General features: G+C 64.9%; 20 protein-coding genes. 15 read left to right on the top strand and 5 right to left on the bottom strand.

What is annotated here, in order from left to right; genetic code table 11:
• The first annotated feature begins 6 nt into the window (after nt 1-6).
• The 5 genes from K2M58_RS06075 (at nt 7) to K2M58_RS06055 (ending at nt 5,403) form a co-directional block, all read left to right on the top strand.
• Nucleotides 7-606, top strand: a complete 600-nt coding sequence (locus K2M58_RS06075; RefSeq protein ID WP_082718525.1) for a methionine ABC transporter permease — start codon at nt 7-9, stop codon at nt 604-606.
• A gap of 202 nt (nt 607-808) precedes the next feature.
• Entirely contained in the window at nt 809-1,696 is an 888-nt protein-coding gene (locus K2M58_RS06070; protein WP_220678703.1) for a MetQ/NlpA family ABC transporter substrate-binding protein, read from the top strand.
• A 138-nt stretch (nt 1,697-1,834) separates the two neighbouring features.
• Nucleotides 1,835-2,920 (top strand): fatty acid desaturase, encoded by a 1,086-nt coding sequence (locus tag K2M58_RS06065; RefSeq protein WP_220678702.1) that lies wholly within the window; start codon nt 1,835-1,837, stop codon nt 2,918-2,920.
• Between the two features lie 132 nt (nt 2,921-3,052).
• On the top strand, nt 3,053-4,021 hold the full coding sequence (locus K2M58_RS06060; RefSeq protein WP_220678701.1) for an aldo/keto reductase family protein: 969 nt from the start codon (nt 3,053-3,055) through the stop codon (nt 4,019-4,021).
• Complete coding sequence (locus K2M58_RS06055) at nt 4,018-5,403, top strand: amino acid permease (protein ID WP_220678700.1); 1,386 nt, start codon at nt 4,018-4,020, stop codon at nt 5,401-5,403. The genes K2M58_RS06060 and K2M58_RS06055 overlap by 4 nt, the downstream gene beginning before the upstream one ends.
• A 29-nt stretch (nt 5,404-5,432) precedes the next feature.
• Here the strand turns inward: K2M58_RS06055 and K2M58_RS06050 are convergent, their stop codons facing one another.
• Entirely contained in the window at nt 5,433-6,074 is a 642-nt protein-coding gene (locus tag K2M58_RS06050) for a hypothetical protein (protein WP_220678699.1), read from the bottom strand.
• Nucleotides 6,071-6,319, bottom strand: coding sequence for a hypothetical protein (locus tag K2M58_RS12610; protein WP_252393555.1), 249 nt, complete (start codon nt 6,317-6,319; stop codon nt 6,071-6,073). The genes K2M58_RS06050 and K2M58_RS12610 overlap by 4 nt, the downstream gene beginning before the upstream one ends.
• On the opposite strand from K2M58_RS12610, the gene K2M58_RS06040 reads away from it, so the two are divergent.
• From K2M58_RS06040 to K2M58_RS06015, 6 genes are all read left to right on the top strand, one after another.
• A complete protein-coding gene (locus tag K2M58_RS06040; protein ID WP_354667533.1) occupies nt 6,200-7,075 on the top strand; it encodes a tRNA (adenine-N1)-methyltransferase in 876 nt (291 codons plus the stop codon). The two genes, K2M58_RS12610 and K2M58_RS06040, sit on opposite strands and share 120 nt — an antisense overlap.
• A 68-nt stretch (nt 7,076-7,143) precedes the next feature.
• The gene (locus K2M58_RS06035) at nt 7,144-8,511 is read left to right on the top strand and encodes an FAD-dependent oxidoreductase (RefSeq protein WP_220678697.1); all 1,368 of its coding nucleotides are present in this window, start codon (nt 7,144-7,146) and stop codon (nt 8,509-8,511) included.
• Nucleotides 8,512-8,813: 302 nt separating this feature from the next.
• Nucleotides 8,814-9,881 carry a c-type cytochrome gene (locus tag K2M58_RS06030; RefSeq protein ID WP_252393554.1) on the top strand — a complete coding sequence of 356 codons (1,068 nt, stop codon included), beginning with the start codon at nt 8,814-8,816 and terminating at the stop codon, nt 9,879-9,881.
• Between the two features lie 181 nt (nt 9,882-10,062).
• On the top strand, nt 10,063-10,848 hold the full coding sequence (locus K2M58_RS06025) for an N-acetylmuramoyl-L-alanine amidase (protein WP_220678696.1): 786 nt from the start codon (nt 10,063-10,065) through the stop codon (nt 10,846-10,848).
• A gap of 457 nt (nt 10,849-11,305) precedes the next feature.
• Complete coding sequence (gene proB / locus K2M58_RS06020) at nt 11,306-12,430, top strand: glutamate 5-kinase (protein WP_220678695.1); 1,125 nt, start codon at nt 11,306-11,308, stop codon at nt 12,428-12,430.
• Nucleotides 12,431-12,535: 105 nt separating this feature from the next.
• Complete coding sequence (locus tag K2M58_RS06015) at nt 12,536-13,882, top strand: glutamate-5-semialdehyde dehydrogenase (RefSeq protein WP_252393553.1); 1,347 nt, start codon at nt 12,536-12,538, stop codon at nt 13,880-13,882.
• Between the two features lie 429 nt (nt 13,883-14,311).
• On the opposite strand, the gene K2M58_RS06010 is transcribed toward K2M58_RS06015, so the two are convergent.
• Complete coding sequence (locus K2M58_RS06010) at nt 14,312-15,424, bottom strand: ABC transporter substrate-binding protein (protein ID WP_220678694.1); 1,113 nt, start codon at nt 15,422-15,424, stop codon at nt 14,312-14,314.
• A gap of 247 nt (nt 15,425-15,671) precedes the next feature.
• Between K2M58_RS06010 and K2M58_RS06005 the strand changes: the two genes are divergently transcribed.
• Nucleotides 15,672-16,568 (top strand): manganese catalase family protein, encoded by an 897-nt coding sequence (locus K2M58_RS06005; protein WP_066198151.1) that lies wholly within the window; start codon nt 15,672-15,674, stop codon nt 16,566-16,568.
• A 124-nt stretch (nt 16,569-16,692) separates the two neighbouring features.
• Here K2M58_RS06005 and K2M58_RS06000 read toward each other — a convergent pair whose 3' ends face one another.
• Entirely contained in the window at nt 16,693-18,009 is a 1,317-nt protein-coding gene (locus tag K2M58_RS06000) for an RNA-guided endonuclease InsQ/TnpB family protein (RefSeq protein ID WP_220678693.1), read from the bottom strand.
• A gap of 104 nt (nt 18,010-18,113) precedes the next feature.
• On the opposite strand from K2M58_RS06000, the gene K2M58_RS05995 reads away from it, so the two are divergent.
• A complete protein-coding gene (locus K2M58_RS05995; protein ID WP_220678692.1) occupies nt 18,114-18,470 on the top strand; it encodes a hypothetical protein in 357 nt (118 codons plus the stop codon).
• Between the two features lie 124 nt (nt 18,471-18,594).
• On the opposite strand, the gene K2M58_RS05990 is transcribed toward K2M58_RS05995, so the two are convergent.
• The gene (locus K2M58_RS05990) at nt 18,595-18,861 is read right to left on the bottom strand and encodes a hypothetical protein (protein ID WP_220678691.1); all 267 of its coding nucleotides are present in this window, start codon (nt 18,859-18,861) and stop codon (nt 18,595-18,597) included.
• Here K2M58_RS05990 and K2M58_RS05985 point away from each other — a divergent pair.
• Together K2M58_RS05985 and K2M58_RS05980 are read left to right on the top strand one after the other, a co-directional pair.
• Nucleotides 18,860-19,819 (top strand): Gmad2 immunoglobulin-like domain-containing protein, encoded by a 960-nt coding sequence (locus K2M58_RS05985; RefSeq protein WP_220678690.1) that lies wholly within the window; start codon nt 18,860-18,862, stop codon nt 19,817-19,819. The two genes, K2M58_RS05990 and K2M58_RS05985, sit on opposite strands and share 2 nt — an antisense overlap.
• 337 nt (nt 19,820-20,156) lie before the next feature.
• On the top strand, nt 20,157-21,056 hold the full coding sequence (locus K2M58_RS05980) for a glycosyl hydrolase family 18 protein (RefSeq protein ID WP_220678689.1): 900 nt from the start codon (nt 20,157-20,159) through the stop codon (nt 21,054-21,056).
• Nucleotides 21,057-21,065 lie beyond the last annotated feature (9 nt).

Below are 21,065 nucleotides of genomic sequence, written 5' to 3'. Positions count from 1 at the left end.
GTGTACATGGTGCTCCTGTCGCTTTTCTTCAGCGTCCTCATCGGCATCCCGCTCGGGGTGCTTCTCATCATCACCTCGCCGGGGCATCTCTGGCCGAAGCGCTGGCTGAACGAAGCCCTCGGTGCTGTCGTCAACGTGTTCCGCTCGGTGCCGTACATCGTCCTCATCCTCTGGACGATCCCCGTCTCCCGGGCCCTCATCGGCACCTCCTACGGCACGAACGCGGCGATCATCTCCCTCGTCGCCGGCGCCGCGCCGTTTTTCGCCCGCCTCGTCGAAAGCGCGATGCGGGAAGTCGGCCGCGGCGTCATCGAGGCGGCTCAGGCGATGGGCGCCCGGACGGTCGACATCATCTGGAAAGTGCTCATCCCGGAGAGCCTCCCGGGAATCGTCTCCGGCATCACCGTCACCGCCGTCGCCCTCGTGAGTTACTCGGCGATGGCCGGCCTCGTCGCCGGCGGCGGCCTCGGGGCCCTCGCCTGGAACGAAGGCTACAACTCCTTCAAAAACGACATCCTCCTCGTCGCGACCGTCCTCCTCATCGCCATCGTCCAGGTGCTGCAGTGGATCGGTGACCGAATCGTTCGGCGGCTGGACAGGCGCTGACGGTCGGATTGAACGACCCCCGGCGCATCTCCATTCCAGGCCGCCCGTCTGCCGGCCCTTCATGCTCTTCCGGACGGTCCCGCGCCCAGCCGGCGCGTTGACCATACACCTTGGCGCCGCCGGAAAAGAGGCGGCGACGGCGCCGCAAAACGGCGTCCGACCGATTGATCCACATGATCCTGAACCTTAAGGGGGGATCCGCATGTTCCGTCGCCCGCTCAAAAGCGGAGCCATCTTCCTCGTCCTCGCCGCGCTCCTCATCCTCGGCGCCTGCGGCACAAAGACCGCGCCCGGCGAGGGAACCGGTCCCGCCGGCGGCGAAAGCAAAACCGACTCGGCGAAGCCGGAGACGCTCACCGTCGGCGCGTCGCAGGAGCCGCACGCCCAGATCTTAAATGACGTCGTCAAGCCGAAGCTCAAGGATGAAGGCATCGACCTCAAAGTCGTCGTCTTCCAGGATTACGTCCAGCCGAACGTCAAGCTCGCCGAAAAAGAACTGGATGCCAACTACTTCCAGCACATTCCCTTCCTCGAAAAGACCAACCAGGAAAAAGGGTATGATCTCATCCCCGTCTGCGGGGTCCACATCGAGCCGTTGGGCGCATACGTCGCGAAGGGGAAAAACTACAAGTCGGCGGCCGATCTTCCCGACGGCGCCACGATCGCCATCACGAACGACCCGACGAACCAGGGGAGAATGTTGCTGCTTCTCGAGCGGGAGGGCTTGATCAAACTGGCCGAGGGGAAAGGGGCCAGCGCCACCACGACCGACATCGTCGAGAACCCGAAGCATCTGAAGTTCTTGCCCATGGACGCGCCGCTTCTTCCCCGGGCCCTTGAGGACCCGAAGGTCGATCTCGCCCTCATCAACACGAACTTCGCCCTTCAGGCCGGTCTGAACCCGACGAAAGACGCCATCTTCATGGAAGACAAGACGTCGCCGTACGTCAACGTCGTCGCCGTGCGGCCGGAGTCGAAGGAGGACCCGCGGATTCAAAAGCTCTGCGACGTTCTTCTTTCGGACGACGTCAAGCAGTATATCGAAGACAAGTACCAGGGCGCCGTCGTCCCGGCGCAGGTCCGCTATTGAATCTCCGGCAAGCAGCCATTCGTTCCCGTTTGACCCGGCGAAAGGTCAGACCTTTCGCCGGGCTTTTTTCCGATTGACCGCCAAGAGCGGCCGGAGTATGCTGGGGAGGAAATCGATGAAAGGGTAAGGGGTGGAACTTTGAAATCGTTTCGGGCGCAAGACTGGGCGCCGCTTCTTCGGCCGTATGCCAGACCCGACCTCCGGTACAGCCTGTGGCAAGTGACACATACCGGCCTTGCGCTTGTTGTGCTGTTTAGCCTGGCGTATCGAGCCGCCGCTTTTTTCCTGCCCCTTGCCCTCGCGATCGACGGCGTGGCGGCGCTTTTTCTGGTACGTTTGTTTATCTTGCAGCACGACGCCGGGCACGGCTCACTTTTCCCCCGCCGGTGGATGAACGAGGCGTTCGGTTTTGTCAGCGGCGCGGTGACGCTCGTCCCGTACCACTACTGGAAATGGCAGCATGCCCGCCATCACGCCACCAGCGGCAACCTGGACAAGCGCGGCGTCGGCGACATCCTGACGTGGACGGTCGACGAGTATTTGCGCGCCTCGCCGTGGGCACGCTTCAAGTATCGCGTCTACCGCAATCCGTGGGTGATGTTTTTCATCGGCCCGATCGCCGTGTTCATGATCGCCTATCGTTTTCCGCTCGGCTTCGGCGGAGAGAAGCCGTTCATCCGGAAAACCGTGGCGCTCACCAACCTCGTCATCGCCTTCGCCCTGGGAGGCGCCGCGTTGGTCTGGGGGGCGAAGGCCCTGCTCTGGGTCTATTTCCCGAGCCTGTATCTGGCGGGGATGATCGGTATTTTCCTGTTCTATGTGCAGCACCAGTTCGAGGACGCCTACTGGTTTCGCGATCCGCAGTGGGAATATGTGCGGGCGGCGATGGAAGGAAGCACGTATTTGAAACTGCCGCGACCGTTGCAATGGGTGACGGGGAACATCGGTTTTCACCACATTCATCACCTCGCTCCGGGCATCCCCAACTACCGGCTGGAAAAAGTGCAGAAAGAAGTACCGCTTGTCCAGGTGGCGCCGACGGTGACGCTCAAAGATGCGCTTTTCGTCGCCTTCGCCGACCTCCATCTGTTCGATGAAGCGACGCGGAAATTGATCGGGTTTCGCGACGTTGCACCGCGCCTCAAGGAGGGCCAAGTCGCCGCGAAGAAAGCCAAAGCCGGCGCCGGACCAAACGAGCGGAAAGCGAAGGCGCACGGGGCGTGAGCGGAAACGGGATTTCTGAACGCGCCGTCGCCGGAGCGGTTCTAGGCGACGCCGTCCCTCGAAGCCGAACGCAGAATGAAGCGCGCATGCCCTCTGCCGAAATCTGCTATAATCGACGAGGGGGGGATGTCCATGCAATACCGCAAGATCGGCAAAACCGGCCTGCGCGTCAGCGAGATCAGCCTCGGCAGCTGGCTTACATACGGTCGGTCGGTGGACCGGGAGACGGCCATCCGGACGATCCACCGCGCTTACGAACTCGGGATCAACTTTTTCGACACGGCGAACGTCTACGCCCGCGGGGAGGCGGAAAGGGTCGTCGGCGAGGCGCTCAAGGCGTTTCCCCGCGAATCGGTTGTGCTCGCGACGAAAGTGTTCTGGCCGATGGGCGACGGTCCGAACGACCGGGGGCTTTCCCGCAAGCACATCATGGAGCAGGCCCACGCGAGCCTAAAGCGCCTCGGCGTCGACTACGTGGACATCTATTACGCCCACCGCTACGACCCCGAGACGCCGGTCGAGGAGACGCTCCGGGCGTTTGACGACCTCGTCCGGCAGGGGAAGGTCCTCTACGTCGGCGTGAGCGAGTGGACGGCGGCCCAAATCCGGGAAGCCCTTCATGTCGCCGACCGCTACCTCCTCGACCGGATCGTCGTCAACCAGCCGGTGTACAACATGTTGAACCGCTACATTGAAAAAGAAATCATCCCCCTCGGCGAAAAAGAGGGCATCGGCCAGGTCGTCTTTTCACCGCTCGCGCAGGGGGTCCTCACCGGCAAGTACAAGCCCGGAGTGCCGGCGCCGGCCGGAAGCCGCGGCGCCGATCCGGAAGCCGGCGCCTTTGTCCAGCGGTATCTCACCGACGATCAGCTGAAAAAGGCCGAGAAAATCGCTGCCCTGGCCCGGGAACTCGACCTCACCCCGGCCCAGCTCGCCCTGGCGTGGGTCCTCCGGCAACCCAACGTCGCGAGCGCCATCGTCGGCGCCACCCGACCGGAGCAGATCGAAGAAAACGCCAAAGCCTCCGGCGTCGTCCTTTCCGCCGACGTCCTCGAACGGATCGAAGCGATCTTAAACGGCGAAGGAGAGACCGATCGGTGAGCCCCATCTGGCGGAAGAAAACCGTCGAGGAAGCCCGGGAGCTCGCCGAAGAAAGGGAATACAAGCTGAAGCGCGAGCTGGGACCGCTTCAGCTCATGCTCCTCGTCCTCGGCTCGACGATCGGGGCCGGCATCTTCGTCCTGCCGGGAACGGTCGCCCACCACTACGCCGGCCCCGGCGTCATCGCTTCGTTTGCCCTAAGCGGCCTCGTCACCATCGCCGTCGGCCTGGCTTACGTCGAGTTCGCCTCGATGGTCCCGGTCGCCGGGAGCGCCTACACGTACACTTACGTGGCCCTCGGCGAGATCCTCGCCTGGATCGTCGGCTGGGACCTCATCTTCGAGTTTACCGTCATCACTTCAACCGTCGCCGTCGGCTGGTCCGGCTACGTCGTCGAGATCGCCCGCTCCGCCGGCCTGTCGCTTCCGGAGGCCCTCACCCGGGACCTCGCCCATGGCGGCGTCGTCAATCTGCCGGCCGTCCTGGGCCTCCTCCTCGTCGCGTCCATCGCCCTGGCCGGCATTCGCCTCGTCGGACAAGCGAACGCCTTTTTTACGTGGATCAAGGTCGCCGCGATCCTCTTTTTCATCGCCGTCGGGGTCGGCTACGTCGATCCCGTCCACTGGCAGCCGTTTGCCCCGTACGGCGTAAGCGGCATCCTCACCGGCGCGGCTCTCGTCTTTTTTGCCTACACCGGCTTTGACGGCGTGACGACCGTGCTCGAAGAAGTCAAAAACCCCCAGCGGACGATCCCGATCGCCCTCCTCGGCGGGCTCATCCTGCTCACCCTCTTTTACGTCGTCGTCGCCGCTGTCATGCTCGGCATGGTGCCGTACACCGACCTCGACGTCCCGGACCCGGCGGCCTACGCCCTGGCCCGGGTCGGCATCCGCTGGGGAAGCGCGCTTCTTTCGGCGGCGGTCGTCTTCGGCCTCATCGCCACGATGCTCGGAAACGGCCTTTCCGCCACCCGCATCCTCTTCGCTCTCGGCCGGGACGGCCTTCTCCCGCCGGCGATCGCCCGCGTGCACCCGACCCGCCGGGTGCCGACGATGGCGACGGTCCTCGTCTTCGGCACCGGCATCATCCTCGCCGGCTTCCTCTCGATCGGCGAGCTCGCGGAGCTCGCGAACATCGGCGGGCTTTCGGCATTTTTGCTCACGACCGTCTCCGTCGTCGTCATGCGCTTCCGGCGGCCGGATGAGCCGCGGGTCTTCAAAGTGCCGGCCCTCTGGCTGTTTGCCCCGATCGGCATCGTTGGCTCCCTCGTCCTCATCGCGTCTTTGCCGGCGGTGACGTTCGTCCGCTTCGGCCTCTGGCTCCTCCTCGGTCTCGTCGTCTACTTCGGCTACGGCATCCGCCACGCCCGGATCGCCCGCTGAAGCGCCCCGGGAAGGGTCGGCGCCGACCGTCATCCATCGCCCGGACGAAAGGTTCGCCGGACGAAGGCGAGGAGAAAGCCGGCGGCGGCCATAAGCGCCGCCGGACCGCGGCAGGGCGCCGGCAGGACGTCCCAACCGGCGAGGGCGACGAGGACGGCGGCGGTGCGAACCGTCCACGGAGAGCGGAACACCGCCTCCGGCAGCCCCCAGACGGCCAAAAACGCCGCCCAGAGCCCGCCGAGGACGGCGGCAAAGCCGGGAAGGCCTGCCGGGAGCCAGCCGGCGCCGATGACGAGCTGATCGGCGCTTAAGGCGAGGTCGAGCAGGAGAACCGCGAAAAGCCCCTGGGCGATCGCCACCGCCCGCCGAAGCCCCGCCCACCGCGCGAAAGCCGCATCGCGTTCCGGGCGCGGAGGGCGGAGCGACTGCCCGAGGATGAGGGCGGCCAGCCCGAACGCATACAGTCCCACCGGGCAGGCGACGGTCGGGCGGGCGAGCGCCGGCGCGATCTTTTGCATCGCCGTCGCCCGGACGAGGGCCACCAGCGAGACCAATCCGAAGAGTGCCGGGCGGGAAAAGGCAAACCGCCGCCGAACGACGGCGGTGAGGACAAGGACGTTGTCGAGCTCCGTCACCGCGTTAAACAAAAGCGCCGGCCAAAACCCGTTCACCGATCGGCCTCCTCGCTGCCGCCGTTTCCGAGCGCCTTGGTTTCCGGCTTCTTTTCTCCATTTATTATTTTGTTTATGACGGCCGGGCCGACCGGCATGACCGAAGCGACGCGAGGTGAAGCGACATCCGCCCATTCGATTACGGTGACCTCGTCCTGTTCATCGATGCCAAAGGGCGTTCCTTTCTCCGCCGGCTCCGGCGGGGCCAGGTCGCCCAGACCCCGTCCGGGAGCATCGTCCGCCACGACGACGTCGTCGGCCGTCCCGAGGGAAGCCTCATCCCGACGAGCGCCGGCCAGACGGTGCTGGCGCTTAGGCCGACGCTCGAAGACTACATCATGACGATGCCCCGCCGGACGCAGATTCTGTATCCGAAAGATCTCGGGCGCATCCTCCTTCGCGGAGATCTTCGCCCCGGCGCCCGGGTGATGGAATCAGGCGTCGGCTCCGGCGCGGCGACGCTCGTCCTGCTTCGCGCCGTCGGCCCGGAAGGGAGGGTCGTCTCCTACGAGCGGCGGCCGGAGTTTGCCGAGCTCGCCCGGGAAAACGTCCGCCGCTTTTTCGGCGTCGATCCGCCGAACTGGCGCCTCGAGGTCCGGGACGTTTACAGCGGCATCGACGAGCGGGAGCTCGACCTTCTGCTCCTCGACGTGCCGGAGCCGGAGCAGGCGATCGCCGGCGCCGAGGCGTCCGTCCGCCCCGGCGGCCTCCTCCTCGTCTGGCTGCCGACGACGAACCAGCTGCACAAGTTCGTCTCCTCCATCTCGGGCCGACCCGGCTGGGGACCGATCGAAGTCGAAGAACTCCTTCTCCGGCCGTGGCACGCCACGCCGGAAAGCGTTCGACCGGACCACCGCATGGTCGCCCACACCGGCTTTCTCATCCGCCTGCGGCGCCTTGCGGCCGGCGTCGTCGTTGAGGCTGAGGGCGAAGCGGAAGGCGGTGCGGACGTTGATGCCGGTACCGGCGCCGACGAAGAAGCCGACGCGCGCGAGCGTTAAACGCAAACGTTAAAGAAGCGCGATGATGCCGCAAGGGCCAGGGACAAAAGAGAGGGGAGGCGTTGGGGGTGTCCCAGCGTTATGTCATCATCGGCGGCGATGCCGCCGGCATGAGCGCGGCGTCCCAGATCCGCCGCCTCGATCCGGATGCGGCGATCGACGTGTTCGAGCGGGACAACATCGTTTCATATGCCCAGTGCGGGCTTCCGTACTACATCGGCGGCCTCGTCCCTTCCGCCGAGCGCCTCGTCGCGCGGACAAAACAAGAATTCGAGGAAAAATACAACATCCGGGTCCATCTCCGGCACGAGGCGACCGCCATCGATCCGGCCGCCAAAATCGTCGCCGTCACCGACCTCGCCACCGGAGACACCCGCACCGTTCCGTACGACAAGCTGCTCATCGCCACCGGCGCCCGGCCCATCCTGCCGGGGTGGGAAGGGCGGGACCTCGCCGGCGTCTTTCCGCTGAAAACCCTCGGCGACGCCGAGCGGATCCTCGCCGACCTTCGGGACCGCCCCGTCGAGCGGGTCGTGATCATCGGCGGCGGTTACATCGGCCTCGAGATAGCAGAAGCGTTCCACCTCCTCGGGAAGACGGTGACCGTCCTCGACCTCGCGCCGCAGCTGGCCCTCACCTTTGACGCCGACATGGCGGACCTCGCCCGGGACGCCCTGGAGCGCCACGGCATCGCCGTCGGCCTCGGCGAAGAAGTGCGGCGCCTCGAAGGGGAAGGGGGGCGCGTCCGGGCCGTCGTCACGAACAAAAACACGTATCCCGCTGACCTCGTTCTGGTCGCCGTCGGCGTCGTGCCGAACAGCGAGCTCGCCCGGGAAGCCGGCGCCGAGCTCGGGCCGAAAGGCGCCATCCGGGTGAACGACCGGATGGAGACGAGCCTCCCGGATGTGTACGCCGCCGGCGACTGCGCCACGCAGTTCCACCGAATCAAAGGCGCCGACGACTTCGTCCCCCTCGGCACCCACGCCAACAAGCAAGGCCGGGTCGCCGGGACGAACATGACCGGTGGAGACGCCCGCTTCGCCGGCATCGTCGGGAGCGCGATCATGAAGGTGCTCGACATCGCTATGGGACGCACCGGCCTATCGAGCCGCGAAGCGGAGGCCCTCGGCGTGCCCTTCGAAACCGTCCGCATCCGTTCCCGGGCCCACGCCCGGTATTATCCCGACAACGCCGAGCTTCACGTGAAGCTCCTCTTCCGGCGCGACGACCGGCGCCTTTTGGGCGGACAGATTGTCGGCAAAGCCGGCGTCGACAAGCGGGTGGACGTCCTGGCGACGGCCCTCTACCACGGGATGACGATTGACGAGCTCGAAGCGCTGGATCTTTCGTACGCGCCGCCGTTCAACGCCGTCTGGGATCCGCTGCAGCAGGCGGCGACGGTGGCGAAAAAAGCCGATCGTCGGGCGGAGCGATAAACTTCCGTCCCGCTCGGTGCGCACGTCGTCCCCGAAGGGGACACGAGCTGCCGACGGTGACCGTCCGTGTCCAATCGTTGAACGGGCGGGGGCCGTTGGCGGCCGTTTTTATTGTACCCATGCTAAAAACCAGCAAAAACAAGCCCGATTCGACACCTTTGCAAACGAGCGGAAAATCCCTTTTCACGAGAAAGCGATTTCCCTTAAACTGAAAGTGAAAGAAAACACATTCTGCCCGTCACCGGCGGCCGGAGGCGGCGGCCGGCGGTCACCGGACGGGTCTTCAGAGAGGGGCGTGACCGATGAACGGCAACGACCGCGCCGACGGCGCCGCCAAACGGATGTGGACCGCCATCATTCTCCTGCTCGCCATCGTCTTCGTCCTCATCGTCGGCAACGAAATCCGCACCGCCCTGGCAACCGCCGGGAAAGGGCCGGAAAAAACGCCGGCCTCCGATGCCGCCGCTTCCGCCGGCGCCCAGGCGCCGACCACCGCCGTCCCGAAACCGAAGCCGGATTTGAGCCAGGTCCCCGACGGGCCGGAGGGAGAAGCGATCAAGTACGGCTACAGGCTGATGAACGAGACGAACACCCTCCTCCCGGATTACGTCGGCAACGACCTTTCCTGCTCCAGCTGTCACGCTGGCGGCGGCATGGACGATACGTCGCCGTACTTAGGCGTCGCCGCCGTCTTCCCGCAGTACATTTCCCGTTCCGGCAAAGTGCTCACGCTGGAAGACCGCATCAACGGCTGTTTCATGCGCAGCATGAACGGCAAACCCCTCCCGTACAACTCCGACGAGATGCGGGCGATGGTCGCCTATCTCACCTTCATCTCCGAAGGCGTGCCGATCGGCATTAAAGAACGGCCGTGGATCGTGAAGAACCGGGTGGAAGCCTACCGGGACATGACGGCCCCGAACCTGGACGAAGGGAAAAAGCTGTACGAGCAGGCTTGCGCCGCCTGCCACGGCCAAAACGGCGAAGGCACCGGCCCGACGACCGGCCCGGCCCTCTGGGGCGATCGCTCCTTCAACATCGGCGCCGGGATGGCCCGCATCGGCACGATGGCCGGCTACATCAAGCGCAACATGCCCCTCGGCCAGATGGGCGGCATCAAACAGGGGGAGCTCACCGACGAGCAGGCGGTGAACCTGGCCGCCTACATCCTCTCCCACGACCGGCCGGACTTCGCCCCCAAGGGGAAAGACTGGCCGAACGGCGACGCGCCGGACGACGCGGCGTACATCACCGACGCGGAGCGGGAAAAAGGCTTCGACCCGTCTTCGGCGCCGTGGTACAAAGGCTACGCCGAACGGGCGATCGAAGCCGCCAAATCCGCCAAATCGGGCGCCGGACAAAAGCGTTAGGACGAGGCCCGAACCCCTTCGGCCTCCGGAACGTACATTGCCGGTAGAACGGTGTTCTGCCGGCTTTTTGTTTTCCGCCGCGTTCCGGCTGGACGGGGCTCATCGGCGGATTGGGCGGCCGCGGCCCGACGATCCGGCGGCCGCTTGTTTCCACACCAGAAGGGCAAAAGGAGGCAGGTCGATGTCCAAATTGATCGTCCTCGATCCGGGGCATGGCGGCCGAGACCCCGGGGCGGTCGGTTTTGGGCTTACGGAAAAAGCGTCGGCGCTCGACCTGGCTCAGAAGATTCGCTCGGCGCTCCTCGACCGATACGACGTCCGGGTCGAGCTCACCCGGACGGAGGACGTCACCGTTCCGCTTGCCGATCGGGCGGCGTTTGCGAACCGGCTTCGGGCTGATTTTTTCTTTTCGGTCCATCATAACGCCTTCGACGGCCGGGCCCGGGGTTTTGAATCATATATCTATCGGGGCGCCGTCTCGCCCTTCACCGAAGTCGCCCAGCGGTGGATTCATGCCGAAATCATGCGGGCGCTTAAACCCTACGGCGTCGCCGATCGAGGGGTGAAGCGGGCCGACTTCGCCGTCCTCAGGCTGACGGCCATGCCGGCCCTACTCGGCGAATTTCTCTTTATCGACAATGCCGAAGACAATGCCCTCCTCCGGAATCCGGCGGCCCGGACGGCGATGGCCGAAGCGACCGCGGAAGGGTTGGCCCGGATGCTCGATCTCGCGCCGCGATCGTCCCCGCCGGCGCCCCTGTTGCCTCCGGAGACGGCCGGCCCTCCGGCATCGGACGCCACCGCCGGGAAGCCGCTCAAAATTCCGGGCGCCTCCGCGGTCGAAACGCCGCTTTACCGCGTTCAGGTGGGCGCCTTTTCCGATCGTTCGAGCGCCGAGGAGCTTTTGCGGCGGTTGAAAACGCTCGGCTTTCACGACGCGTGGATCGTCGGACCGACGGAACGCTGAGCGGGCGCCGGTGAGGCGGGCGCCGAGCGACGAAGAAGGCGTGTTTAGGCTGGCGCTTGGCGACGCCGGCAAAACTTGACGACGCCATCAAAAAAGGATATATAGAAGTCAAAGCCGATCGTCGAAGGGCGCCCAAGCGCCCCGCTCCGACATCCGCATAATCCGCAAGGCAAAGGCGCATAACCGGCGATGACGAAGGCCATGCGTCGGGGGCTTCTGCGGTCCAGAGAGGCGCGCCCGCGGCTGAAAGGCGGCCCCGCACCCCTCGACGTCCCCCCTTCGGAGCTCCTCGCGAAGAGCGAGGCGGCGGTGCTCCGATATCGGCACCGAGCGGGCCCGACCGGCGGACGGTTCCATCCGACCGCCATTGGATCGGCCAACGAAGGTGGTACCGCGGAAGCGACGCTTTCGCCCTTCACGGGCGAAAGCGTTTTTTCGTATCAGGGGAGGGAAGCCGATGGCCCGATGGGTGGTGAAAATCGGCTCGAGCAGCCTGACCGGCGACGACGGCCGATTTCGGCCGGATCGGCTTGAAGCGCTGGTCGACGACATCGCCGGCCTACGGCGGGCGGGGCAGGCGGTCGTCCTCGTCTCCTCCGGCGCCGTCGCCCTCGGCCGGGACGCCCTCGGCTGGAGGCGGCCGCTGACGGTGCCGGAGAAGCAGGCGGCGGCCGCCGTCGGCCAGGGAATCCTGATGGAACACTATCGCCGGGCGGCGGCCCGGCACGGCCTCGTCGTCGGCCAGCTGCTTCTTTCCCGGGATGACTTCGACCACCGGGAGCGCTACCTCCATACCCGTTCGACGGCGGAGATGCTCCTTTCCCACGGGGTCCTTCCGATCATCAATGAAAACGACACCGTCGCCGTCGATGAAATCCGCGTCGGAGACAACGACACCCTTGCCGCCCGGGTGGCGATCGCCCTCGACGCCGAGCGGCTCGTCCTCCTCACGGACACCGACGGCCTCTACGAGGCCGACCCCCGCAAAGTCCCCGGCGCCCGGCGGATCGAGCGGGTCGAAGCGTGGGATGACGCCCTTCTTGCCCTCGCCGGCGGCGCCGGGACGAGCGTCGGCACCGGAGGCATGCGGACGAAGCTCCTCGCCGCCCGCCTCGCCGTCCTCGCCGGAATCGACGTCATCATCGCCCGGGCGAAGCCCGGCGTCCTTCAGGCCCTCTACGCCGGAGAAAGCCGCGGCACCCGTTTTTTCCCGGCGAGGCGCTACGCGGGAAAAAAACGCTGGCTCGCCGCCGCGCTCCGGCCGGCCGGCGCGATCACCGTCGACGCCGGCGCCCGGGACGCCCTCGTCGCCGGCGGAAAGAGCCTCCTTTTTCCGGGCATCGTCGCCGTCGAAGGGCAGTTCGACGAACACGCCACCGTCACCGTCCGGGGTCCGGACGGGGAGGAGATCGGCCGGGGGATCTCCCGCTTCGGCGCCGCCGACCTCCGGCTTCTTCTGGAGCGCCGGGCGCGGGAAGGGAAGGATGCCGTCCGGGGGATCGGCGTCGTCATCCACCGGGACGACTTTGTGCTCACCGTGCCGGCGGGCGGCGCCCGGCCGTCAAAAGACGCCCGACCATAAAAAGAAGACGCCCGGCTGTAAAATCCGTCACGGCTTCCTGGCGACTTCTCCCAAGCCGGTGATTTCTTCCAAAACGGGTGACTTCTTTCCTAGGAGGGATCGGCCATGTCGATGTCGACTTCGATGTCATCGCCGGATCCGGCGATCGCCGCCCGCAAGGCAGAGGTGGAAGCGCTCCTTCGCGCCGCCCGGGCCGCCGCCGGGGCGGTCGGCCGGGCCGAAACGGAAACGAAAAACGCCGTGCTTCGAACGATGGGGGAGGTCCTCTGGCGGGAGCGGGAAGCGATCCTCGCCGCCAACGCCGAGGACGTCCGCGAAGCCGCCGGACGGGGGACGCCGAGGGCCCGGCTGGACCGGCTCACGCTGACCGAAGGCCGCCTCCGGAGCATGATCGAAGGTCTTGAGGCCGTCGCGGCCCTGCCCGATCCCGTCGGCCGCGTCGCCGCCGCCTGGACGCGGCCGAACGGCCTCCGTATCGAAAAGGTCCACGTGCCGTTCGGCGTCATCGCCATCATCTACGAAGCGCGCCCGAACGTCACCGTCGACGCCGCCGCCCTGGCGCTCAAGGCCGGCTCTGCCGTCGTCCTCCGGGGGAGCCGGGACGCCCTGCGGACGAACAGCGCCCTCGTCGCGGCGCTTCAGGCGGCCCTAGAAGCCCGCGGCTTTCCGCCGTCGGCCGTGACCCTCATCAAGCGGCCCGAACGGGAAGTCGTCGACGACCTCATCACCGCTCGGGGGCTCATCGACCTCGTCATCCCGCGGGGCGGCGCCGGCCTCATCCGCCGAGTCGTCGACGGGGCGCGGGTGCCGGTGATCGAAACGGGCATCGGCAACAACCACCTGTACGTCGACCGGGCGGCGGACGTCGCCATGGCCGTCCGCCTCGCCGTCGACGCCAAGGTCGACCGGCCGTCGGTCTGCAACGCCATCGAGACCCTCCTCGTGCATCGGGAGATCGCCGAAGCCTATCTTCCGGAAGCCGGCCGCGCCCTTTCCGGCCTCGGCGTCGAGCTTCGGGCCTGTCCCCGGGCGCTCGAGATCTTCGCGGCCCGCGGCATTCCGGCCCGCCCGGCGACGGACGACGATTACGCCGAAGAATTTCTCGACCTCATCCTCGCCGTTCGGGTGGTCGACGATCTGGACGAGGCGCTCCAGCACATCGCCCGGTACGGCACGAATCATTCCGAAGCGATCGTCACGGACGATCCGGAAGCCGCCCGGCGCTTTCTCACCGAAGTCGACGCCGCCGCCGTCTATCACAACGCGTCCACCCGCTTTACGGACGGGGGCGAATTCGGCTTCGGCGCCGAGATGGGCATCTCCACCCAGAAGCTTCACGCCCGCGGCCCGGTCGGCCTCCCGGAACTGACGACCGTTCGCTACCGAATCGTCGGTCACGGCCAGATTCGCGGCCCGGAGCGGGTCGGCGGCGGCGAGCGTTTGCCCGTTTAAGGCTTGGCGCTGGCCCCCGGCCGGCCTGGACGTCGGCCGGGGAACTGTTCGCTCTTTCCCTCTTTGGGCAAAAGCCCGTTTTCTCATCGGAGTTCGGCGCTTCGCCGAGGCAAGGAGGAGGGAGGGAAGGAGAGGCGACTCGACCCGCAAAGCCTTTTTCGAGCTAAGGACCGGCTTTTTGTGCTTTTTCATTGCTTCTCCAACCGGTTCCTCGCACGGCGCCGACAGCACCGGAATATCGTCATGGGTGTCCCGTTCGGTCAGCGTGGCCCCGATAACGATCGGCCCCTCGGTAAAATGAGCCAGCCGCTCATAAAGCCGCGGGGCCATCTCGCGATTGCCCGCTTTTCTTTTGGCTTTTTCATCGCGGCCATTTTGAACCGAAGCGGATCGGCGGTGGCGAGCGCTTACCCGTTTCCGATCGGGTTTTTACCTTGCCAGCGCCGCCTCGGCGACGGTCGGATCGACCACCGCTTCATAGGGGAGAGGATGCTCAAGCCGCCCGGCCTCCCGGATGAGTTCCAGCGTTCGGGCGTAATCTTCTTTGGGCGGCAGCGGATCGTGCCCCCAGACGTCCTGGCTTCTCAGCCGTTCGAGAATCTTGAGGGCCACTTCCCGGTCAAGGCCGGAAAAGTCGTCTTTGAGCGCTTTGTAAACCGTCGCATCGTCATGTTCGAGCACATAGGTCTGCGCTCGGGCAATCGCCCGCGTAAAAGCGACGAAGGCGTCGCGATCGGCCTCCAGCCGGGAACGCCGCGTCATGTAAGACGTATAGAGGACCGTCCCGGCCTCCTCGCCGAGGCCGGCCACGACATAGCCTTTTCCGTCCCGCTCCACCTGGGAGGCAAACGGCTCAAATAGCTGAACGACGTCCCCCGTTCCGGCCATAAACGCCGGCGCCAGGTTGGCGTAATCGACGTTTTGCAGGTACTCGAGATCCCGGCCCGGCTCAAGGCCGTGTTTCCGCAAAATGTGCTGGGCGATCGTGTCGGGCATGCCCCCTTTCCTCTGGGCAAGATACGCTTTTCCGCGCAGATCTTCCCAGCGGAAATTCGGCATCGGCTCCCGGGCGACGAGAAAGCTTCCGTCCCGCTGCGTCAGGCGAGCAAAGACGACGATCGGATCGCTCGGGTTCTGGGCGTTGACGTAGACCGCCATTTCGGCGCCGACGAGGATGAGGTCCGCCTGCCCCGAAAGAAGCGCCGTCGTCACCTTGTCGCCCCCTTCTCCGGAGACGATCTCGACGTCGAGGCCTTCTTCCCGGAAAAAGCCGAGATTTTTCGCCACGTACTGCGGCGCATAGAAAAGCGAATGGGTCACCTCATAAAGCTTCAGCTTTTTGAGCGCCTTCGCCGGCGCCGCATCCTGCCTTCCGTCAGGCGGGGCCACCTCCGCTCCCGATGCTCCTTTGCCGCCGCCAGCCGGCGCCGATTCCGCTTGAGAGCCCTTCGGACCGTCCGGCGCTGTTTTCTGACAGGCGCCAAGAAGAACGAGGGAAGCGACGACGAACGCGGCGAGCGCCCAACGAATCCTTCGCCGCATCGTTCGAAATCCCCCGGCATGGTCCGGAGCCGCCATTTTGCTGCCTCCTTTCGTCGGTTAGGCGTTCGTCATACGATATGCGCCAGGAAAGAAGCCGGTGACGGACGTCGAAACAAAAACAGATTGGGTCCCCTTACGCCAGGGGAAAGCGCACCTGCAAAAATGAGGGATTGTCCTCGAGAAATTATTTATATATAGTCTAAGTGCGATCATAAATTCAATCCCTGGGTGAAGAGGAGGCGAACCGATGTATTTGCGCATCGACCGACTGCAGATCGAGCTGCCGCGGGTGACCGACCCCGATCCCGATGCGGCCGCCGCGGTTCAGGAGCTGTTCGGCGGGCGGTTTGGCGAGATGTCGACCTTGATGAACTACACGATGCAGTCGTTCAATTTCCGGCAGAAAAAAGCGCTGCGCCCGTACTACAGCCTGATCGCCAACATCGCCGCCGAAGAGCTCGGCCACATCGAACTTGTCGCCAACACCGTCAACCTTTTGCTCGAAGGCTCCGTTGACGATCGACCGCCGACAGAAGCGCCCCTTGCCGGCGGGACGGCGAAGCGGAACAGCCACTTTTCCATCCTCACCGGCCGGACGGCGCTGGCGACCAACTCGATGGGCGCTCCGTGGCAGGGAGATTACGTGTTCAACAGCGGTGACCTCGTCCTCGATCTTTTGCACAATTTCTTTCTGGAAAACGGAGCCCGCATGCACAAACTCCGCGTCTATGAAATGACGACGCATCCGGTCGCCCGCGAGATGATCGGTTATCTCCTCGTCCGAGGCGGCGTCCATGCCCTGTCGTACGCCCTCGCCCTTGAATCTCTGACCGGCGTCGAGGTGAAGAAACTGTTGCCGATCCCGAAGATTTCCGACGAAAGAATTCCTGAGGCGAAAAAATACCGGGACCAAGGCCTGCACCGGCGTCTCTATCGCTTCAGCCCCGACGATTATCGCGAGATCGCGGCCCTTTGGAAAGGGGAGCATCCCGACGGCGGCACGCTCGACGTGGTCGACGGTCCGCCGGAAGGCGGGGAGATCCCCGATCTTGCAGCCATCCCGAACGCCTTCGCTCCTGGCTATCATCCGGAAGAACTGGCGGAGATTGCCGCGGCGATCATGAAGCGGAGCACGAGATTGTGACTTTCTCCCTCCCCCTGAAGGGGAAGGGCTTCCTGGCGGCAGGATGTCCTGCCGGGTTACACCGGAGGCTTCGCGCCTCCGGAGGGGACCGTCACTGAAGTCCCGACTACGTCAGGTGCCGGACTTATGCCCCGGCCCTTGACGATACGTGTACGTACCGGTTGTAGCGCTTATCCCAGCGCCAGTGCCGGATCGTGTGGAAAGACACCGGACCGGGTACGCCGACGACGTTTTCGGCAAGCCGGAACTTGAGCAAATTCCCGGCGCCGTTCAGATCCGCCTGCAAAGAGAAACCGCACCGCCTACACTTCCAGTGCCCGCGATGTCTTCTCGACGACGGGTCCCGCCGGCCGCACACGTAACAGGTCGATGACGTGTACTTTTCGGGAAGAAAGGTCGTCCGAATCCCGCGCCTGAGGTTTTTGTACCCCTGCTGGGAGCCGAGGCGATCGTAGGCCATCTGGTTGATCTTCTGGCTGGCCTTCTTCCCCTTCATCCCGGTCCCGGCGGAGCGACGAAGGCCGGTCAGATCGCCGAGGACGGCGACGGCGATGCCTTCTTTCCGGTCGAGTTCGGCCAGCGCTTTCGTCAGGGCGTGCTCCATGTGCCGGATCCGGCGATCGAGCTTTTCAAGCACCCGGGCTTTGGCCGCCTGAAGCCGGCGCCAGCGCCGCGATCCTTCCCTGAGGCGGCCCATCTTCGCCTGAAATTCCGCCAGCACTTTGTTCCGGTACTGGATCTGGGCCAGGAGTTCGCGGCCGACGAAAAGATCCAGCACACCGGCGGAGGTCGCCCGGGCAAGCATGGCCGCGTTGTAGTCGTACGCCGCGACGGGCCCCGCCTCAGGGCGGACCGGCACGACCCCGAGATCGAAGGTCACGTGGAGGATGAGGTTTTCCACCTTCCGGCGACGGACGATCGCCTTCACCTTGACCTCGACCGGAGTCCCGGTGATGCTTTGTCCATCCGGCAGGACGATGACGTTCCATCCCGCAGGCAGCGGAACCGAAACGGGGTCTTTTCCCCGCGATCGCTTCAGCACAAGGCCGTCATCTCCGGCTTTAAACCCTTGTTTTTTCCAGGTCACGGTCCGAAGGTGTTTCTTCGGTTTGAAATCCGGAGGACGCATTTCATCGTGACCGTTTTCCCGGTGCTTCCGGTAGCCGGAGACGGCCTCAAAGTACTCTTCCACGACCGCTTGAGCCGACTGGGAGTGGAGTTCCTTCCAGGACGCGAAGAACTTGAATTTGGCCTTCAGTTCCCCTTCGTTCGGCCACCGGTTTTCTTTTTCCCGGATCTCCCGCGAATGCCAGACGCATGAATTCCAGATCCGGTTGGCCGCCTGCATGATCGGTTCGAACTCCGGCCGGCGGTCGGGTCCGATCGGAAACTGCCGGGTGAGCAGCAGCCGATCGGGATGGGAGGCGGAACTCCAGGCCATGCTTTTCACCTCCTTTAAGCCGAGGATACCGAAATTCGCACAAACGTTCAAGCGCCGCTTTCATCCCGCCCCCTGGTGATCGTTATGGTATAATGATACGATAGATGCGACGGGATGATGAACTCGGGCTTGCGATCATTCTCAGAAGCCGGGATCGTGAAAAAAGGGAAGGAAGCGAGGAAGCAGAAGCGGAAAGTGAATCAAGAAAGAATGCAAGAAAGGATGAAGTCGGGCGAATGAAAGGGAAGAAAGGGGGATCGCTCCTAATGGCAGGCCGCCGGCCGAATTCGACGGAAACAATCGCTCGGCGGATCCTCTCGACGGACTTTAGGCGGCCGGTGCCTTCCTTTGAAACCGGAACGGCGATCCACGAAGACGGCACGAACACGCCAACGCGTACGGCCGGAATCGTTTTGGGCATGTTGTCGAAAGGATCGACGCCGGACATCTCGCTCATCTGAACGCCGTCCGGCGCCGGCGTCCTTCGGGTCGGCCTGTACGACCACGAGGCGGGCAAATTCATCTGGATCGACTCGGGCCTCAAGCTGCCCTTCGAACCGTCCTGACGGTGCCGAAAGACGGACATTACAGCGTCGCGCTCGGCAACAAGACCGATGAGATGCTCTTTGTGAAGTGTTTGTGATGAGAAGGGATGGTATGCGTATTGAACGGACGGATGCGAAAAACGACCGGGGCGATCGGACGGACTTTGCTTTTTTCCTTTGCCGCTTCCCTTATTTTTCCGATCGCCTTCGCCGCCTTGCTCTCCGCCTGCAGCGCGGAATCGGATCGCCGGCCGCCGGAAGCTTCGACGCCGGATCCGGAACGCTCGCCGGGCGCTGCGATTTCCATGCGGGGACACCTGGCGGCCGTCGACCGGGAAAACGGGCGCCTCGTCCTGACCCGCCTGAACGTCGATGCCGCCGGTCGTCCGATCGTCGCCGTGGAGACGTTCCGCTATGGCGAAGGGACGTCGATTACTGACCCCTCCGGGACGCCACTGCCTGCGGAGTCCCTTCGCCTCGGCGATTTCTTGGACGTCAGCGGGGCCGGTGAGGAAGGGCAGGGTGCGATTCCGACGCTGAATAAGATCGTCCGGCTCGAGAAAGGGATCGCGACGCCGGATGGAGACGCAAGCGGTGAAAAAGCGAACCAACCGGTTGCCGACGGGGACGCCGCAACGTCCGACGTTGCCGCGCTCGTCCGAAAGGCCTTTGCCGTCCTCGAGGCCTGGAAAAAGGAAACGGATTTTTCCACGTTGATCACGGAAGAAGCAGGGGAGGCGGCAAAGTCCGAAGCCGGACCGCCGGGCGCGATCTGGGCCATCTCCGGGATGGCGCCGCTTGCCGGCGACGGGACGTGGGTCGTCTCGTTCGTCGACGCGTCGCTGTCTTTCGGCCAAGCCGTGCTCGTTCACCGTGACGGCGACGCGACGAACGCCGAGGTGATCACGGCGGAACCGGTCGTGATGAAAAATGCAGCATTTCGCGTTTTCCGGCCGCTCCCATATACGGTGCAAAAAGGAGATTTCCTCATCGAAGGAGAGGCGCGCGTCTTTGAGGGCGTCTTTCACTGGTCGCTCGATGACGGTCATGTCGAATATGGCGGCGACGACGTCCAGCTTGATCGAGCCGCGCCTGCCTGGGCGCCGTTTCGTATCCGTATCGACAAATACGACGGTTCGGCCACCAATCCGTTTTTGAATCTCAATTTGTTCACGCGTTCGCCGAAGGACGGCGAGCCGGACAACCGGCTTACGATTCCGCTCATGGCAAACTCGCTCAGGCCGCTCGACAGCACGAATCCTTAGCCCCGAACCATAGACGCAAGCCCCGAACCATACGGTCAGACGAGCTTGGCGAAAGCCCCGACTTCCGTGCGGCGCGCGGCGGTCGGCGGCCGGTCTCTTTGTCCCTTTTTAGTTTACATAATGTACATTATCGGACGTAATGTCACGTGACGAAGGGAAACGCGAGTCCGCGATCCAGAATCCGGAAAAACCGTCCGCCTCCCGATCGACCGGCCGGAGGCGAACGCCTCCGGCCGGTCGATCCTCCTCGACGCCCCGCCTCGACGCCCCGCCGCGGATCATAAACGGCCGTGCCCTCCTTCCGCTCAGCTTTCTCGTCGAGACGTTCGGCGGACGGGTGGAGCGATGGGACGGGACGACGAAGACGGCCTTTCTCCTCTCGCCGCCGCGAACGATGGACGTTCTCGCCCACTACGCCCTCGGCGACGCCCGGACGAGCAGCTGGACGGACCTGTTCGGCCGGCCCTATCCCGACTACACCGCCGGACGGACCGGCACCATCGGTCGACTCGCCCTCGGCTGGTATTCGGTCGATCCCGACGGCCGCCTGACGACGGAAAGCCGCACCGGCTGGCGCCGGCCGGACGGCTACGAGCGCGTGCTGGAAAACGCCCACCGCTACGATCTCAAGACGGAGATGGTCGTCCACGCCGTCGACGGCCAAGGGGAGCTCGAGGCGCTCCTCGCGGACGACGGCGCCGTCATGCGGGCCGTCCGGGCGATCGCCGAAGAAAGCCGTCTCTGCGACGGCGTCCAGCTGGACTTCGAAGGGCTCGGCCTCACCGGCGACGAAGCGGCGCTCGGGTCCGTCCGGGAACGCTTCAACCGCTTCGTCGGTCAGCTCGCCGACGCCCTCCACGGAGCGGGCAAAACGCTTGCCGTCGCCGTCTACCCGCCCAACGGGGCCTACCGCGGCTACGACTATGTGACGCTCGGCGAGCTCGCCAATACGATCGTCCTTATGGCGTACGATTACGGCCCGAGGGGCACGCCGGAGCCGCTTGCCCGCGTTCGGGAGGCGGTCGACCTCACGCTTCGAGCCGTGCCGCGGGAAAAACTCCTCCTCGGCATTGGCATTTCCGCCGCTTCGGAGACCGGCGAAAGCCTCACCGCCAAAATCGGCCTGGCCAAGCGTGCCGGCCTTCGCAGCATCGCCCTCTGGCGCCTCGGGCTCATGGATGACGCCCGGTGGGAAAGGCTGATGTCGATGGTCCGGCCGCAAAAAGAAAGCCGATAAGGAAAGACG

Source organism: Hydrogenibacillus sp. N12 (genome assembly GCF_019645935.1).
Taxonomy (GTDB): Bacteria; Bacillota; Bacilli; order Thermicanales; family DSM-22653; genus Hydrogenibacillus; species Hydrogenibacillus schlegelii.
Note: the sequence above shows the minus strand (reverse complement) of the source record. Positions and strands in the feature narration are given on the sequence as shown.

Bases quoted from the DNA above. Each gene is read 5' to 3' on its own strand.
- K2M58_RS06030 (WP_252393554.1), top strand. From the start codon at position 8,814: ATGAACGGCAACGACCGCGCCGACGGCGCCGCCAAACGGATGTGGACC.
- K2M58_RS06060 (WP_220678701.1), top strand. From the start codon at position 3,053: ATGCAATACCGCAAGATCGGCAAAACCGGCCTGCGCGTCAGCGAGATC.
- K2M58_RS06075 (WP_082718525.1), top strand. From the start codon at position 7: ATGGTGCTCCTGTCGCTTTTCTTCAGCGTCCTCATCGGCATCCCGCTC.
- K2M58_RS06015 (WP_252393553.1), top strand. From the start codon at position 12,536: ATGTCGATGTCGACTTCGATGTCATCGCCGGATCCGGCGATCGCCGCC.
- K2M58_RS06005 (WP_066198151.1), top strand. From the start codon at position 15,672: ATGTATTTGCGCATCGACCGACTGCAGATCGAGCTGCCGCGGGTGACC.
- K2M58_RS06070 (WP_220678703.1), top strand. From the start codon at position 809: ATGTTCCGTCGCCCGCTCAAAAGCGGAGCCATCTTCCTCGTCCTCGCC.
- K2M58_RS05990 (WP_220678691.1), bottom strand. From the start codon at position 18,861: ATGGAAATCGCAGCGCCCGGCGAGCGTTCCGGATCCGGCGTCGAAGCT.
- K2M58_RS05995 (WP_220678692.1), top strand. From the start codon at position 18,114: ATGCGACGGGATGATGAACTCGGGCTTGCGATCATTCTCAGAAGCCGG.
- K2M58_RS05985 (WP_220678690.1), top strand. From the start codon at position 18,860: ATGCGGGGACACCTGGCGGCCGTCGACCGGGAAAACGGGCGCCTCGTC.
- K2M58_RS06025 (WP_220678696.1), top strand. From the start codon at position 10,063: ATGTCCAAATTGATCGTCCTCGATCCGGGGCATGGCGGCCGAGACCCC.
- K2M58_RS06010 (WP_220678694.1), bottom strand. From the start codon at position 15,424: ATGCGGCGAAGGATTCGTTGGGCGCTCGCCGCGTTCGTCGTCGCTTCC.
- K2M58_RS06000 (WP_220678693.1), bottom strand. From the start codon at position 18,009: ATGGCCTGGAGTTCCGCCTCCCATCCCGATCGGCTGCTGCTCACCCGG.
- proB (WP_220678695.1), top strand. From the start codon at position 11,306: ATGGCCCGATGGGTGGTGAAAATCGGCTCGAGCAGCCTGACCGGCGAC.